General features: G+C 64.2%; 16 protein-coding genes. 7 read left to right on the forward strand and 9 right to left on the reverse strand.

The window, feature by feature from the left end:
- The first annotated feature begins 158 nt into the window (after positions 1–158).
- Positions 159–698, forward strand: coding sequence for an HAD family hydrolase (locus tag DWB23_RS00095; protein ID WP_121740785.1), 540 nt, complete (start codon positions 159–161; stop codon positions 696–698).
- 13 nt (positions 699–711) lie between these two features.
- Here the strand turns inward: DWB23_RS00095 and DWB23_RS00100 are convergent, their stop codons facing one another.
- Positions 712–948: a DUF5822 domain-containing protein gene (locus DWB23_RS00100; RefSeq protein WP_121740786.1), complete on the reverse strand. Its 237-nt coding sequence runs from the start codon at positions 946–948 to the stop codon at positions 712–714.
- Between the two features lie 176 nt (positions 949–1,124).
- Between DWB23_RS00100 and panB the strand changes: the two genes are divergently transcribed.
- On the forward strand, positions 1,125–1,937 hold the full coding sequence (gene panB / locus DWB23_RS00105; RefSeq protein WP_121740787.1) for a 3-methyl-2-oxobutanoate hydroxymethyltransferase: 813 nt from the start codon (positions 1,125–1,127) through the stop codon (positions 1,935–1,937).
- 102 nt (positions 1,938–2,039) lie between these two features.
- Here panB and DWB23_RS00110 read toward each other — a convergent pair whose 3' ends face one another.
- On the reverse strand, positions 2,040–2,831 hold the full coding sequence (locus tag DWB23_RS00110) for an alpha/beta fold hydrolase (protein ID WP_121740788.1): 792 nt from the start codon (positions 2,829–2,831) through the stop codon (positions 2,040–2,042).
- 230 nt (positions 2,832–3,061) lie between these two features.
- Here DWB23_RS00110 and DWB23_RS00115 point away from each other — a divergent pair, with 230 nt between their 5' ends.
- The 3 genes from DWB23_RS00115 to DWB23_RS00125 all read left to right on the forward strand — a co-directional run bounded on the left by DWB23_RS00115 (position 3,062) and on the right by DWB23_RS00125 (position 6,432).
- A complete protein-coding gene (locus DWB23_RS00115; protein ID WP_121740789.1) occupies positions 3,062–3,310 on the forward strand; it encodes a DUF7127 family protein in 249 nt (82 codons plus the stop codon).
- Positions 3,307–5,571 carry a CDC48 family AAA ATPase gene (locus DWB23_RS00120; RefSeq protein ID WP_121740790.1) on the forward strand — a complete coding sequence of 755 codons (2,265 nt, stop codon included), beginning with the start codon at positions 3,307–3,309 and terminating at the stop codon, positions 5,569–5,571. The genes DWB23_RS00115 and DWB23_RS00120 overlap by 4 nt, the downstream gene beginning before the upstream one ends.
- Before the next feature lie 348 nt (positions 5,572–5,919).
- Entirely contained in the window at positions 5,920–6,432 is a 513-nt protein-coding gene (locus DWB23_RS00125) for a DedA family protein (RefSeq protein ID WP_121740791.1), read from the forward strand.
- Positions 6,433–6,494: 62 nt separating this feature from the next.
- Here the strand turns inward: DWB23_RS00125 and bcp are convergent, their stop codons facing one another.
- The 4 genes from bcp to DWB23_RS00145 all read right to left on the reverse strand — a co-directional run bounded on the left by bcp (position 6,495) and on the right by DWB23_RS00145 (position 9,950).
- Positions 6,495–6,974: a thioredoxin-dependent thiol peroxidase gene (bcp, locus tag DWB23_RS00130; RefSeq protein ID WP_121740792.1), complete on the reverse strand. Its 480-nt coding sequence runs from the start codon at positions 6,972–6,974 to the stop codon at positions 6,495–6,497.
- A gap of 168 nt (positions 6,975–7,142) precedes the next feature.
- A complete protein-coding gene (locus tag DWB23_RS00135) occupies positions 7,143–8,147 on the reverse strand; it encodes a hypothetical protein (RefSeq protein WP_121740793.1) in 1,005 nt (334 codons plus the stop codon).
- Positions 8,144–9,319, reverse strand: coding sequence for a DNA primase small subunit PriS (gene priS, locus DWB23_RS00140; RefSeq protein ID WP_121740794.1), 1,176 nt, complete (start codon positions 9,317–9,319; stop codon positions 8,144–8,146). Before priS ends, DWB23_RS00135 begins: the two co-directional genes overlap by 4 nt.
- Before the next feature lie 154 nt (positions 9,320–9,473).
- On the reverse strand, positions 9,474–9,950 hold the full coding sequence (locus tag DWB23_RS00145) for a GNAT family N-acetyltransferase (protein ID WP_121740795.1): 477 nt from the start codon (positions 9,948–9,950) through the stop codon (positions 9,474–9,476).
- Positions 9,951–10,188: 238 nt separating this feature from the next.
- On the opposite strand from DWB23_RS00145, the gene DWB23_RS00150 reads away from it, so the two are divergent.
- Together DWB23_RS00150 and DWB23_RS00155 are read left to right on the forward strand one after the other, a co-directional pair.
- Positions 10,189–10,665, forward strand: a complete 477-nt coding sequence (locus tag DWB23_RS00150) for an archease (protein WP_121740796.1) — start codon at positions 10,189–10,191, stop codon at positions 10,663–10,665.
- A gap of 118 nt (positions 10,666–10,783) precedes the next feature.
- Positions 10,784–12,256 carry an RtcB family protein gene (locus DWB23_RS00155; protein WP_121740797.1) on the forward strand — a complete coding sequence of 491 codons (1,473 nt, stop codon included), beginning with the start codon at positions 10,784–10,786 and terminating at the stop codon, positions 12,254–12,256.
- A gap of 178 nt (positions 12,257–12,434) precedes the next feature.
- Here the strand turns inward: DWB23_RS00155 and DWB23_RS00160 are convergent, their stop codons facing one another.
- From DWB23_RS00160 to DWB23_RS00170, 3 genes are all read right to left on the reverse strand, one after another.
- Entirely contained in the window at positions 12,435–13,262 is an 828-nt protein-coding gene (locus DWB23_RS00160; protein WP_238717314.1) for an alpha/beta fold hydrolase, read from the reverse strand.
- Positions 13,263–13,454: 192 nt separating this feature from the next.
- Positions 13,455–13,673, reverse strand: coding sequence for a hypothetical protein (locus DWB23_RS00165; protein WP_121740799.1), 219 nt, complete (start codon positions 13,671–13,673; stop codon positions 13,455–13,457).
- Positions 13,674–13,733: 60 nt separating this feature from the next.
- Positions 13,734–14,405 carry a helix-turn-helix domain-containing protein gene (locus DWB23_RS00170; protein ID WP_121741872.1) on the reverse strand — a complete coding sequence of 224 codons (672 nt, stop codon included), beginning with the start codon at positions 14,403–14,405 and terminating at the stop codon, positions 13,734–13,736.
- Between the last annotated feature and the right edge of the window lie 12 nt (positions 14,406–14,417).

A 14,417-nucleotide genomic window follows, 5' to 3' on the forward strand; every position in this document is an offset into this window, starting at 1 on the left:
ACCGCCGGCCGCACTAATCGCCCGTTCCTCGCACGGGGTCACCCGCAGTCAGCCGTGTAGTGTGATCTACCCCGTGCCAACGTGCGTCGCTCGTCGGTTGTGGGTCCACGGCGATCGAGACCGAAGTCACTATTCTCCCGCCGTTCCTATCGTGACGCGTGACCGACTACGACGCCGTCGTGTACGATCTCGATGGAACGCTCGTCGATCTCGACGTCGACTGGAACGCAGTCGCCGCGGATGTCATCGAGGTGTACGAAACCGCGGCCGTCGAGCCGCCGAGCGACGATCTCTGGGAGCTACTCGAGAGCGCGAGCGACGTCGGGCTGTCCGCCAACATCGAAGCGGCAATCGCCGGCCACGAGCGCGAGGGAGCCACGACCTCGCCGCGGCTGGCTCACGTCGACGAGTTGCTCGAGCGGTCGATCCCCGTCGGCGTCTGCTCGCTCAACTGCGAGGCGGCCTGTCGGATCGCCCTCGAGCGACACGACGTCGCCGACGCGGTCGATGCCGTCGTCGGTCGGGATACGGTCGCGATGCAAAAGCCGGCCCCGGAGCCGCTGCTCGAGACGGTTCGCAAACTCGACGCCGACCCCGAGCGAGCGCTGTTCGTGGGTGACTCCGAGCGAGATCGGCTGACGGCAAAACGAGCGGGCGTGGCGTTCGAGTTCGTCGGCGATGGTCCGTCCGGCGTGTAAGTGGTCGGTTGAACTACGTGTCTTGTTTTCGTTTCGCGTACGCGAAAACGGCGACGGCCGTAACGAACCAGATCGGAGCCCCGACGCGGACGGCGAACTCGGCCCGAGCGCCCCAACTCGGTAGATCGGCGCTCGCCGAGAGCAGGGCGACGATCGGCGCGCCGACGAGAATCGTCACGACGAAGGTGGTCTGCATTACCCAGCCGTAGTCGACACCCTCGGGCGTGGTCGTTTCGACGGGTTCTGGCACGGCTGATAGTCGCGGCTCTCCCCTCTTAACTGGCGCGGATATCGCCCTCACGCGGATGGATCACGCCACGGAAGGGAACGATCACCCGTTCGTCGAAACCGTCAATCGACCTCCGTATCGGTCCGTACGCCGCCGGAGAACGGTGCCGTTTAATCCTCGGCGACGAAGGTGTATGTATGCCCACCGTTCGGGATCTCAGAGCGAAGGCGGGCGACGAACCGATCACGATGCTTACGGCCTACGACGCGCCGACGGCCGAAATCGTCGACGACGCCGGCGTCGACGTTATTCTCGTCGGTGACAGCGTCGGCAACGTCGTCCTCGGTCACGAGACGACGGTCCCCGTGACCGTAGACGGTATCGCCCACCACGTCGGCGCCGTTTCGCGCGCCGTCGACGACGCGCTGGTCGTCGCCGACATGCCGTTTCTGTCGTTCGGTGTCGACGAGACGGACAGCCTCGAGAACGCCGGACGGATGCTCAAAGAGGAGGGCGCACAGGCGGTCAAACTCGAGAGCGGTCCCCACACCGTCGACCTCACCGAAAAGATGGTCCGGCTCGGGATTCCGGTGATGGCCCACCTCGGGCTAACGCCCCAGCACGTCAACCAGTACGGTGGCTACCCCCGACAGGGGACCGATCAGGAGGCCGCCGAGCGCATGCTCGAACTCGCGATCGAACACGAGGAGGCGGGCGCGTTCTCGCTCGTCTTGGAACACGTCCCCTCGAACTTGGCGGCCCGGATCACCGAGGAGTTGGACGTCCCGACCATCGGAATCGGTGCCGGCCCCGACTGCGACGGACAGGTGCTCGTCTTCGACGACGCCGTCGGCATCAGCGAGTGGACGCCCTCGTTCTCGAAGCAGTTCGGAAACGTCCGCGAAGAGATGGAAGCCGCCGTCGACGACTACGTCTCGGCCGTCGAATCCGAAACGTTCCCCGGTGACGCACACAGCTACGAGGAGCGCGACCTTGAGGATATTTACTGAAACGACGGTATCGTCGCCGGCGAGCGGGACGACACGCCTATCGCGCAGACCCGATCGCGTGACGGTGACGCGACCGGTCGTGTGCTCTCTCGTCCAGTTCTCTCAGTTCGGTTCCTGGCGCTCGAAGACGATATCGAGGAACTCGCTCACTGCGGCGTTGAACGCCGTCGGTTGCTCGAGCATCGCCAGATGTGCCGCATCCTCGAACTCGGCGAGCCAGGCGTCGTCGATCTCCTCGGCGAGGTACTCGTGATACCACGGCGGCGTCAACTGGTCGTACTCCCCGTAGGCTGCGAGCGCGGGCGTGTCGATCGAGGGCAGTTCGTCGCGAACGTCGAACTCGTGGCAGGTCAGAAAGTCGCGGCGCGTAACCGCCCGTCCGGTCTCGCGGAGCTGTGTCATCGACTCCTCGCGGAGGTCGGGATCGGGGTCGTGGAAGAGCCGATCCGGCCCGTGGAGGAACTCGACGGCGCGCTCGAAGTCGGTTTCGAGCCACTCGAGCAGGTCGTCGAGGACGCCGAGTCGCGCACCGGTTCCGAGAAGGATCGCTGCAGCGGGGTCGAACGAGCGCTTGAGGAGGATGTGCAGAACGACCGCACCGCCCAGCGAGTTTCCCACGAGGATTCGACTGTCGGTCTCGTCGACGACGGCCAACACGTCGTCGGCGTAGGCTGAGAGCGTCGTGTACCCGGGACTGGCGTCGACGTCCTCGGAGCTGCCGTGTCCGCTGAGGTCGAGCGTAACGATCGGGTGTCGGTCGACGAGTTCGTGCTGTGCCTTCCAGACGTCGTGCGAGCCGCCGCTCCCGTGGACGAAACAGATCGGTGGCCCGTCTCCGCCGCGGTCGGCGACCTCGTAGGCCGTGTCCCGGCCGTGGTGTGTGACCGTCTTCATACGCGTTCAAACGAGCGGAACCGGCTTAAAGTCTCGAGTCAGCTCACATCGGTGCTCGGACCGTCCGATGCGCTCCGAAGACGCCGTCCTGGCGCGTAGTTTCGCGCCGACGAATGCACGCGGAGGCTTGAACTGCGAACAACGCTCTTTTCCTCGATCCCGACGCCGTCCCCGATTCAGCTAGCGAAAGGCATATATACTTTGGACGCTTACTTTGGGTTAGTAATAGTATGACACTCGAACAATTCACCAGGAAGGAAGGGCAGGTAGCCCGCACGTACGACTACGATGGGGGGTCGGTGCTGGCCGTCGATTTCGGGGCCGACGAAACCGATGCCTCGGTCGACCTCGTCGACGACACGGTAATCGTTGTCGTCGGTGACGAACAGTACGACTTCGATCTTCCCGACGGTGCAGACGACGCGCACACGTTTATCAAAAACGGCGTCCTGACTGTCGAGATGGAGGGCGATCTATGAAACTTACTGTCAAGCCACTGAAACAGAAGGACGCCGGGCGCGGACTGGCCGCGATCGACCGCGTCTCGATGCGCGAACTCGACCTCGAGAACGGTGACTACATCGTTATCGACGGGAAGGGGGACAACCAGGCCGTCGCGCGCGTCTGGCCCGGTTACCCCGAAGACGAGGGGCGGGGGATCGTCCGAATCGACGGTCGCCTGCGACAGGAGGCCGACGTCGGCATCGACGACCGCGTAACGGTCGAACCCGCGGACGTCAGTCCCGCCAAGTCGGTCACCGTCGCGCTTCCACAGAATCTCCGCATTCGCGGGGACATCGGTCCCCTCGTGCGTGACAAACTGAGCGGACAGGCCGTTACCGAGGGCCAGACGGTACCGTTCTCGCTCTCGTTCGGTCCGATGGCCAGTTCCGGCCAGTCGGTGCCGCTGAAGATCGCGAGCACCTCGCCGAGTGGAACCGTCGTCATCACGGACTCGACGAGCATCGAGATCTCCGAGACGCCGGCCGAGCAGGTTAGCTCCCCCGGCGGTGCGTCCACGGACGGCGTTCCGAACGTCACCTACGAGGACATCGGCGGCCTCGACAGCGAACTCGACCAGGTTCGCGAGATGATCGAACTGCCGATGCGCCACCCCGAGCTGTTCCAGCAGCTGGGTATCGAGCCGCCGAAGGGCGTTCTCCTGCACGGCCCGCCGGGCACCGGGAAGACCCTGATGGCCAAGGCCGTGGCCAACGAGATCGACGCCCACTTCGAGACGATCTCCGGACCGGAGATCATGTCGAAGTACTACGGCGAGAGCGAGGAGAAGCTCCGTGAGGTCTTCGAGGAAGCCGAGGAGAACGCGCCCGCGATCGTCTTCATCGACGAACTCGACTCCATCGCCGCAAAGCGTGAAGACGCCGGCGGCGACGTCGAACGGCGCGTCGTCGCGCAACTGCTCAGCCTGATGGACGGCCTGGAAGAGCGCGGTCGCGTCACCGTCATCGCGGCGACCAACCGCGTCGACGACATCGATCCCGCGCTCCGCCGCGGCGGTCGCTTCGACCGCGAGATCGAAATCGGCGTCCCGGACAAGGGCGGTCGCAAGGAAATCCTGCAGGTACACACCCGCGGGATGCCGCTCTCGGAGGCCGTGGATCTCGATCGCTACGCCGAGAACACGCACGGATTCGTCGGCGCCGACCTCGAGTCGCTCGTCCGCGAAAGTGCGATGAACGCACTGCGTCGCATCCGTCCCGACCTCGATCTTGAGGAAGAGGAGATCGACGCCGAAGTGCTCGAGTCGCTCGAGGTCTCCGAAGGCGACTTCAAGGAGGCACTCAAGGGCATCCAGCCCTCCGCGATGCGCGAGGTCTTCGTCGAAGTGCCCGACGTCACCTGGAACGACGTCGGCGGACTCGGCGACACGAAAGAGCGCCTCCGCGAGACGATCCAGTGGCCGCTCGACTACCCGGAGGTGTTCGAGGCGATGGACATGCAGGCCGCCAAAGGCGTCATGATGTTCGGTCCGCCGGGGACCGGGAAGACGCTGCTCGCCAAGGCGGTCGCCAACGAGGCCCAGTCGAACTTCATCTCGATCAAGGGCCCCGAGCTGCTGAACAAGTACGTCGGCGAGTCCGAGAAGGGCGTCCGAGAGATCTTCGAGAAGGCGCGGTCGAACGCACCGACCGTGATCTTCTTCGACGAGATCGACTCCATCGCCGGCGAACGCGGCCAGCGACAGGGTGACTCCGGCGTCGGCGAACGCGTCGTCTCCCAGCTGCTGACCGAACTCGACGGCCTCGAGGAACTCGAGGACGTCGTCGTGATCGCCACGACCAACCGACCCGACCTGATCGACTCGGCCCTGCTCCGTCCCGGACGGCTGGACAGGCACGTCCACGTGCCGGTCCCCGACGAGGACGGCCGCCGGAAGATCTTCGAGGTCCACACCCGCAACAAGCCCCTGGCCGACGCGGTCGACCTCGAGTGGCTCGCCGGCGAGACGGAGGGTTACGTCGGTGCCGACATCGAAGCGGTCACTCGCGAGGCCTCCATGGCCGCCAGTCGCGAGTTCATCAACTCGGTCGATCCCGAGGAGATGGGCGACACCATCGGCAACGTCCGCATCAGCAAGGAGCACTTCGAACACGCGCTCAACGAGGTCCAGCCGAGCGTGACTCCCGAGACGCGCGAGCGCTACGAGGAGATCGAAGAGAACTTCCAGCAGGCGGAACCGACCCAGGAACAGGACCAGCTCGGACGGACGTTCCAATAAGCGTCGATCGCTGCGGGCCGGTCGCGGCCACAGCCGGCGTTCGTCGCCGACGTTTCACCGAGGATTACGATCGCGATCGGCTGCCGATGATGCGGAGCGCGAATCCGCGCTCTCGTCGTCGATGGCGGTCTCGAGGGTGACTACTTCTCTTTCGTATCGTTCGTTTATGCGTACGTCGAACGCCCGTTGAGCGCTCTCGAACCCGCCGGTTCTCGTGCGCGCGAAACGCGCAAATCGTCGCGAACGCGGGGCGAGGATTCCTCGCGCCCGCGAGTCAGGCGCATATTTCGCTCTTGTCGATACGAAACAATCAATGTCTCGAATCCGGAATGAACGCGTGAAGAACGGATGATCGACTCCCTGATCGACGCCAGTTTCTCGTTCCTGCTCGCGTTCGGCTTACCGGCGGTGTTCGTGGTCTTCGTCTTCAAGGGTGCGATCGTCGGTAAACCCCTGCCGACCTCGGTCTTTCTCCCCGGGTACATCTTTGCGATATCGGCCTCGCGCCGAACGATCGCGCTCGTCGTCCTGGTCGCCTCGCTCGGCTACACCTGCGGGCAGGTGCTCGTCTACGCGATCGCCGCCCGCTGGGGGATTGAGGGGGTCCGATCGCTGCCAGGCGTAACGATCTCCGACGAGCAGGTGGCGCGATCGAACCGGCTGTTCCGGCGGTACAGCGGGGCCGGAATCTTCGTCACCAACTTGGTGCCGTACGTCGGGAGTTTCATCCTCATTCCGGCGGGGATCGCCTCCTATCCGCTCGGCCGAGCGACGGTGTACGCGTTCGTGTCGACGGTGCTGAACTACGTGCTCATCGTCTGGATCGTCGTCGGGTCCGTCCAGTTCGTCGCCGGGCTCTGATCGGCGGCGCAGCGAGTGTTGCCGGTTGCGCGTCTCGCGGGCGAAAAATCGAGCCGGTCGGATTACGAGGTCACTTCCGCCGATTTCGCCTCGAGTTCCTCGAGCACCTCCTCTGCGTGTCCCTCCGGCGAGACGCCCTCGTACACGGCCTCGATACGACCGTCGGGGCCGACGAGGTAGGTGTTTCTGAAGACGCCGTCGAAGGTGTTTCCGAACATCTGCTTTTCGCCGTAGGAGTCGTACAGCGTCGCGACCTCGCCGAGTTCGTCCGAGAGCAGGTCGAACTCGAGGTCGTACTCTTCGGCGAAAGAATCGATGTCGTCGACCGGATCGTCGCTGATACCGACGACGGAAGCGTCGTAGTCGGCGAAGCGCGATTGCGAATCGTTGAACTCGCAGGCTTCGGTGGTGCACCCGTCGGTGTTCGCACGCGGGTAAAAGTACAGGACGAGTCGCTCGCCCTCGAAATCGGATCGGCGGACGATATCGCCGTGCTGGTTTGGCAGTTCGAACTCGGGTGCTTCGTCGCCGACGTCGAGCATGGCCGTGTGTTAGCGACGGTCGATGTATGTGTTGTGATTCCGCTCGGTCACACGGCGGACGTCTCGCAGCCGGTCGAATACGTCGAACGAATTCGTAGAAAAGCCGTCGAACGAACCCGTCGAACCGACTATCGAGAACGGGACGAACTCGAGGCGAAGGGATGGCGGTTACTCGAGCGGTTCGGCCGCTTCCTGATCGACGAGCGGCGTCGCGTTTTGCTCGGGAAGCGTCACGACGTCGTCGGTCGAGAGCGAATACTCGCGGTCGTCGACGCCGAGGATCGAGCCGATGTCTCGGGTGATTTTGACGGTCACGCGGTCGACATCGTCGGCTCCGTCGGCGTCCGGTCCGGAACCGGTGGCGTCGGCGTCCGACTGCGGATCCGCAGTCGATGTCGAATCCACGTTCGATGAATCATCGATCGTCGGCCCGTCGCCTCCCATGACGTCCGCGGGAGTCACACCGCTCGAGTCGTCGCCGGAGTCGCTCTCGGCTCCCACTCCCCCGTCAGCCGCGGCGGTCGACTCGGTATCTGCCGGCGGGTCCTGCGGTGGCACCGGCGGTGTCTCGTCGGCCGTCGTTTGACCGGGCACCGAGTCCAACCCGGTCGCGGGTTCGGAGTCGCCGTCCGGATCGGGCTCGGAACGGCGGTCGTCGGAACCTGGCGGACTCGGATCCCGGGACCCGGACTCGGATACACCCTCGCGTGCCCCGCTACCTGTCTCCGTCTCCGGTCCGCGCTCGGACGCGGTTTCAGCGTCGGCCCCCGCTGCAGCCTCGGTGTCGACGCCCTCTAAGACGTCGAGCACTCGAGACTTGTTCGAGCCGATGCGTTCGACGAGGTCGTCGAAGAGGTCGGCCTCCTCGGCGGTCAGGCCCTCGTCGTCGGCCGCCATGCCGGCCGCGGCGAGGCTGGCCTGTTTGACGAGTTTCCCCATCCGGCGCTCGTAGATCGCCTCGACGACGTCCTTGGCGGTCTCGATCTCGTCGGTGAGCCGGCTCACTTCCGGCGACGAGAAGGGATCGTCGGCCTGCTCGGCGACGCGGTCGCGTTCGTCCTCGAGGGTGGCGATGTACTCGCCGACCTCCTGGTAGAACGAGGGGCGCAGGTTCTGGAGGCTGTCCTTCTGGCGCTCCTTGCTCTGGACCGAACGCAACTCGTCTAAATTCATTCTTTTTCCTTCTCAGCTCTGCCGCGTGCCATCAAGAACACGGCAACGTACTCTGGTACTGACTGGTCACCCTCCGCGACCGTAAAACTATCCCCGCCGAGTTCGACCTCGCCGCCGTCGGTGACGTCGACCGTGATCTCGTGACCCCGAAACGTCTCTGGAACGGCATCGTCTAGCGGATCGAAGCCCGCTATCTCGTCGCGCTCGAGTCGCACCGTCTCCAGTCCGCTCCCACCGTGGAGGCTCCCCGGGAGACGGATGAGCCGATTCGTGTCGGTGGTTACGGGCTCGTCGATCGGCGCGTTGTCGCGCTCGACTGCCTGGTCGGCGAACCGTTCCGCGAGCTGGGCAACCGCGGTGTGGACGGTGACGTTGCCCGCCTCGAGTTGCTCGCGGTTGTTGCGTGCGGCGTTGAGCGTCGCCGTCGCCTTCCCCTCGCCGATCCCGTCAAACTCCTGAAGGCGCGCCAAGGCGCCGGCCTCTTCGAGGGCGAGCAGGTCGTCGATGTAGTCCATCAGGTGGGCGTGCGTGCGGGCTCCCCAGCCCCCCTCGATCTCGAGCGTTCGTCGCTCCGTCGGCGTCTTTCGGCCGAGCCCGGCGACGGTTTCGGTCTCGATCAACTCCTCGAAGTCCAGCCCGATGCCGCGAACGTAGTCGACGATCTCGCGGCGGTGCTCTCGTTCCAGGTGCAGAACGTTCTCGTCGCGGACGTGGACGTGATAGCCGCGACCGCCCGAGAAGACGATCTCGAGGTTCTCGAAGCCGAAATCGCTCTCGAGGAACTCGAGGAGTCGGAGGAGCGCGTCCTTACACTTCGCGAGCATCTCGGCGTAGGAGTCCTCGCCGAGGGTCACGCTCGGCAGGTGATCGGCGTCCAGGTCGAAGACGAGATCGGCGGACTGCCAGTCCTTCTCAGCCATCGAACTCGCGCCGGGGTCGCAAAAGCGACCCGCGGAGAAGTAGACGTGTTGTGGACGTTTCCGAACGAGGAACTCCGAGATATCGCCTAGTTCGAGCAGCGAACGGTGGCGGACCATCGTCGTCTCGGGGCCTTCCGTCCAGGGGATGAACCCCCACTCGCGTTCGTTGGCCGCGGGTGGCGGCGTAATCTCCGTCCGCCGGTAGTGATCACGAAATCGCCCTCGAAGATAGGCTCTCGTTCGCTCCTCCATGCGCCTCGGGTAGTCGTCGGTCGGGGAGTATAACCCTGCCGAATGGTCGGCTTCGCGGGATGACGCCTCGAGGGGAGACCAGCGGGACGGCGATGCGTCGGTCTCCGGAACTGCGAATCCGACGCTAACTGGAGCGGAGTCCCTCGAGCGCCGGTCAGCGCCGCATCAGTTCCGAGATCTTGTCGGTGATGCCGACGTCGGTGCCGAGTTTGAGGTAGTAGGCGTCGCCGCCGTCCTCGTAGTAGTCGTCGATGCGGCGTTTGATCTCGAAGCCGAGGTGTTCGTAGAACTGGAGGGCGTTTTCGTTGCTCGTCCGCGCGTGACACGTGATCGTATCGTGATCCTCCGCTACGCGCGCGACGAGTTGCTTTCCGATCCCTTCGCCGCGGATCTCGGGGGAGACCGCCAGAAAGAGAATGTAGCCGTCGCGTCGAACGGCAGCGAAGCCCACCAGTTTCCCGTCCTGTACGTAACAGTGAACCTTGGAGCGGCGGTAGGCATTCGTAAAGAAGTTCTGTCGCTGTTTGAGGACGCCTTCCCGACGGTTGATCTCCTCTTTGAGCTGCCAGGCTTCGTCGACGAAGTCGTCACTCCCCGGCGTGACGACGCGACTGTCGATATTGACGCTCACTAGCTCTCCCTACCATCGTCGCCAATATAATTCCACCGGCAGTCGTTGATTCGGAACGTCAGCCGCGAGTACTATCGCCGCCATCGGTGGTGATCGCCGTTCCGCTTCGACAATCGTTCGACGGTGACTGTCCGTGACTCGCGATTCAATCGGTGAACAGTTGACGCGTAGCGCTGACGGACGCCGGGAATCGACGGGCATACGACGCCGGTAGTCGAAGGCGTTGACAACGATCGCGATGACACAGGAACGAGGCCGACGGTTCGAACTCCAGGATCACACGGCCGACATCGCCGTCGAGGCGGCCGGCGACTCGCTCGAGGAGGTCTTCGCCGCCGTCGCCGACGGGCTGGCGGCCGCCTCGTGCGACGAAATCGCCGCGGAGACGGGCGAGGTTTTTTCGCTTTCGGTAACCGCGGAGAGCCGTGAGGCCCTGCTGTTCGATTATCTGGACGAACTGATTTACCTGCGAGACGTCCGCGCGGAACTGCCGGTCGATCACCGCGTCGAGACGATCGGAAGACCGACGGATCGGCGGGACGGTGAGGATACCGACGCCGACGACTGGTCGCTCGAGGCCAGCGCCCGCGGCGTCCCCCTCGCCGAACTCGACGCCCGCGAAGTGAAGGCCGTGACGTACTCCGAGATGCGACTCGAGCGCGCGTCCGGAGCCGACGACGAGGACTGGGAGGCGTACGTCGTCTTCGACGTGTGACGGCCCCGTCTTCGATCGATCGAGACCACCGGCGAACACCGGCGGCGACGGCGAACCCGAGCGGGGAACCCGGACGCAGAGACGAACATCTTTGACCGTCGGGACGCGAGAGTCGCGTATGAGCGATACCACGTTCGACGCCGACGGCATCACGCTCGAGAAAGTGCGTGAGTACGTCTGGGAGATCCCGCGGGAGGGCGACATGCGCGTTCCGGCGCGAGTGCTCGCGAGCGAAGCCCTTTTAGAGGAGATCGAGGACGACAAGACCCTCGAGCAGATCAAAAACACGACTCACCTGCCCGGAATCACGAAGCACGCGATCTGTATGCCCGACGGCCATCAGGGCTACGGCTTCCCGGTGGGTGGCGTCGGCGCGCTCGACGCCGAAAACGGCTGCATCTCGCCGGGTGCGGTCGGTTACGACATCAATTGCGGCGTCCGAATGATGCGGACGAACCTGACCTACGACGAGTTACAGGGCCACGAGGAGGAACTCGTCGACTCGCTGTTCACCAACGTTCCGTCGGGGCTCGGCGGCGGTGGCATCGTCGAAGCCGGCGTCGACACGATTGACGAGATCCTCGCCCGCGGCGTCGACTGGGCGCTCGAGAACGGTCACGCCGTCGAGGAAGATCTGCTCCACTGCGAGGACGAGGGGATGCGCGAGGGGGCGGACCCCGAGAAGGTGAGCCAGAAGGCCAAAGACCGCGGCAAGAACCAGATCGGATCGCTCGGATCGGGGAATCACTTCCTCGAGGTCCAGCGCGTCACCGACGTCTTCGACGAGGACGTCGGCGCGGCGTACGGCCTCGAGGAGGACCAGATCGTCGTCCTGATCCACTGCGGGTCGCGCGGATTGGGCCACCAGACGTGCAACGACTACCTGCGAAAGATCGAGAAGCAACACCAGGGGCTGTTGAATCAGCTCCCGGACAAGGAACTCGCGGCCGCGCCCGCGGGCTCACAGCTCGCCGAGGATTACTACGGGGCGATGAACGCGGCGATCAACTTCGCGTGGGTCAACCGGCAGCTGATCATGCACCGGACGCGAAAGGTCTTCGAGCGGGTCTTCGATCGGTCGTGGCGGGAGATGGAGATGGATCTCCTGTACGACGTGGCACACAACATCGCGAAGAAGGAGACCCACACGGTCAACGACAACGGCGACGAACGGGAACTCTACGTCCACCGCAAGGGCGCGACGCGGGCGTTCCCCGCGGGCCACCCCGAGGTCCCGTCGGCCTACCGCGACGTCGGTCAGCCGGTGATCATCCCCGGCAGCATGGGCGCTGGCAGCTACGTCCTCCGAGGCGGCGAGCACTCGATGGATCTCACCTTCGGCTCGACGGCCCACGGTGCCGGCCGACTGATGAGTCGCACGCAGGCCAAAGACGAGTTCTGGGGCGGCGACGTCCAACAGGACCTCGAGGACCAGGACCAGATTTACGTCAAGGCCCAGTCCGGTGCGACCATCGCGGAGGAGGCCCCCGGCGTCTACAAGGACGTCGACGAGGTCGTTCGCGTCTCGGACGAACTCGGCATCGGCGACAGGGTGGCGCGGACGTTCCCCGTGTGTAACATCAAGGGATAGTTCGGGATCGGGGTCTCGTTTCCGCCGCCGATACGCGATCGTCATGCCCCGGGGAGCGAGGAGAAGACGGTGCAGCGCTCGCGTTCAGACGGGGTTATCGGTATCGAGGCGGCGGACGATCGGGACGGACGGTGTCAAGAGCGAACTGCTGAGTAGTGAGGATCCGTACGGCAGTCGTTCACTCGCCGATAAATTTGGAGACGGACGTAGTCACCTTCTCCTGAGCCTCCGGTGAGAGGATATGCTTCTCCCCATCCAGTACCGCCGTCTTTGAGAGGCCGGGTAGGTGGGAACGGGCGCGAGGGACGATCGTCTCGGGCGGGAAAAACGGATCGTGCTCGGCGACGAACAACGCGACTGGTGCGGTGAATCCGCCGAGTTCGTCAGCAGCGGCGGTGGGGAACTCCCGCTCAAGGTTCACGTTCCGCAGTGAAGCGGCGATAGTCTCTCGCACGATCGGATCGGGATCGGGACGCGTGACCATCGCGGTGAGTGTCCGATCTAACAGCCACTCGAACCCGAGGAAACGGTACAGTATTGCGGGAAAACCGACTTTCATCACCGGGATGATCGGGCCGGTCCCGAATCCTGCCGGAACGACCAGTACCGCGCTTTCGATTCTCTCTGGTGCGAGCGCACCGGTTCGGAGGACGATGCCGCCGCCGTAGGAAGTGCCGATCATCGGAGCCGCCTGGACGTCGAACGCATCGAGGAGGTCGACGACCCACTCACCGTACTCATCCCCTCCTGGATCGACCTGCGTCTCGTCGCTGTATCCTGGTTGCCCGATGGTGTCCGGTGCAATCAGTCTGTATTCTTCAGCGAGATCGCTGTACCAATCCAGTGTCAGCGGATTCGTGGCGTTCCCCCCGTGGAAGACGACGACTGGCTCTCCGTTTTCCGGTCCCGCTAAGAGGACGTGCGTGTCACCATGCCGCGTCTCGACGTATCGCTCGTCGACTTCGATTCCGAGGTTCTCGACGGCGGTGGTGTAGACCTCCTCCATCGCCCGTCTCCCAGCCGATGAACGATACATGGACATGAGGCGTTCTGGGGGTTGTCAGGATCGATAAAGTACGTGTTGGTGATACGGCTCCCGTCCGCTGCCATTTCGAGCGAGTCACGCTCGAGGAACCGAGTCGATAGCGATTACCTCCCGTCTACGGCGAGGGTTCCGGCGTCCGCGCCGGAGCGGCGATCATTTCAGCCGAAACGGATTGTCGTCGTCCTCGTCGCCGTCCGTTTCGTCCTCGCTCTCGTACGGTTTCCGCGCCGTTATCGTCACCGTCGCCTCTGGGGTGTCCTCGTCGGCCCACGGGCTGTCGTACGCCGAAATCTCGAGATCGGTGATATCCCACCCCTCCTCCTCGATGAGTTCCACGAGGCGACGCTGGTCGTCGAGCATGTCCTCGTCCATACCGTCCCATTCGAGGGTGATCCGGGTAGTTCTTCCGCCGATCCGCTCGAGCGACCGACGTTATGCGCTCTCGTCTTCCTCTTTCCCGACGTCGATTACTTCCTCGACGAGCGTCCGGTGGGCGCGTCGCAGCCGTTCGGACAGCGCCTGGTGGGAGATGTCGAGTTCGTTCGAGAGGTGCTCCATGTCCATCTCGCGGGGGATCTGGTAGTAACCGCGCTCGAGGGCTTCGACCAGCGTCTCGTACTGGGAGTCGGTCAGGCCGTACCGGCTGTGGCGGTTGTCCTCCATCTGGTGGATCTTCCGAATGTCGATCGTCAACCCCTGCTCGGTCGCGAACTCGTAGGTACTCGAGAGCGAATCCCGTTCGGGAAAGAGGACGCGAAACCGCCACTGCTGGCCCTCGACGCTCGCGTCGAGCACCGTCGCCTTCTCTTCGGTTAACAGATGTATCATGACGGTGACGTTGTCGACCCAGTTCAGCCGATAGAGGCGCTCGTCGTCGAGGTCGGTCAACAGTTCGTACTCCTCGACGCTCGGATCGTCTTCGAGGAGGGCGTCGAGTTCCGCCAGCGTCGACTCGTCGCCGGCGAACCAGACGTACGGCATCACGTGGCCGGGGTCGTACGCGACGACGCGTTCGATCTCGACATCGAGGTCTTCGGTCGCCTCGAGCGTCTGACAGAGTGCAAACTCCACCGCGGGAACGGTCAGTTCGGCGATCGTACTCATGACCGTTCCCTC

The organism is Natronorubrum halophilum (assembly GCF_003670115.1).
Lineage (GTDB): Archaea > Halobacteriota > Halobacteria > Halobacteriales > Natrialbaceae > Natronorubrum > Natronorubrum halophilum.

Bases quoted from the DNA above. Each gene is read 5' to 3' on its own strand.
- panB (WP_121740787.1), top strand. From the start codon at position 1,125: ATGCCCACCGTTCGGGATCTCAGAGCGAAGGCGGGCGACGAACCGATC.
- DWB23_RS00110 (WP_121740788.1), bottom strand. From the start codon at position 2,831: ATGAAGACGGTCACACACCACGGCCGGGACACGGCCTACGAGGTCGCC.
- DWB23_RS00115 (WP_121740789.1), top strand. From the start codon at position 3,062: ATGACACTCGAACAATTCACCAGGAAGGAAGGGCAGGTAGCCCGCACG.
- DWB23_RS00120 (WP_121740790.1), top strand. From the start codon at position 3,307: ATGAAACTTACTGTCAAGCCACTGAAACAGAAGGACGCCGGGCGCGGA.
- DWB23_RS00125 (WP_121740791.1), top strand. From the start codon at position 5,920: ATGATCGACTCCCTGATCGACGCCAGTTTCTCGTTCCTGCTCGCGTTC.
- bcp (WP_121740792.1), bottom strand. From the start codon at position 6,974: ATGCTCGACGTCGGCGACGAAGCACCCGAGTTCGAACTGCCAAACCAG.
- DWB23_RS00135 (WP_121740793.1), bottom strand. From the start codon at position 8,147: ATGAATTTAGACGAGTTGCGTTCGGTCCAGAGCAAGGAGCGCCAGAAG.
- priS (WP_121740794.1), bottom strand. From the start codon at position 9,319: ATGGAGGAGCGAACGAGAGCCTATCTTCGAGGGCGATTTCGTGATCAC.
- DWB23_RS00150 (WP_121740796.1), top strand. From the start codon at position 10,189: ATGACACAGGAACGAGGCCGACGGTTCGAACTCCAGGATCACACGGCC.
- DWB23_RS00155 (WP_121740797.1), top strand. From the start codon at position 10,784: ATGAGCGATACCACGTTCGACGCCGACGGCATCACGCTCGAGAAAGTG.
- DWB23_RS00160 (WP_238717314.1), bottom strand. From the start codon at position 13,262: ATGGAGGAGGTCTACACCACCGCCGTCGAGAACCTCGGAATCGAAGTC.
- DWB23_RS00165 (WP_121740799.1), bottom strand. From the start codon at position 13,673: ATGGACGAGGACATGCTCGACGACCAGCGTCGCCTCGTGGAACTCATC.
- DWB23_RS00170 (WP_121741872.1), bottom strand. From the start codon at position 14,405: ATGAGTACGATCGCCGAACTGACCGTTCCCGCGGTGGAGTTTGCACTC.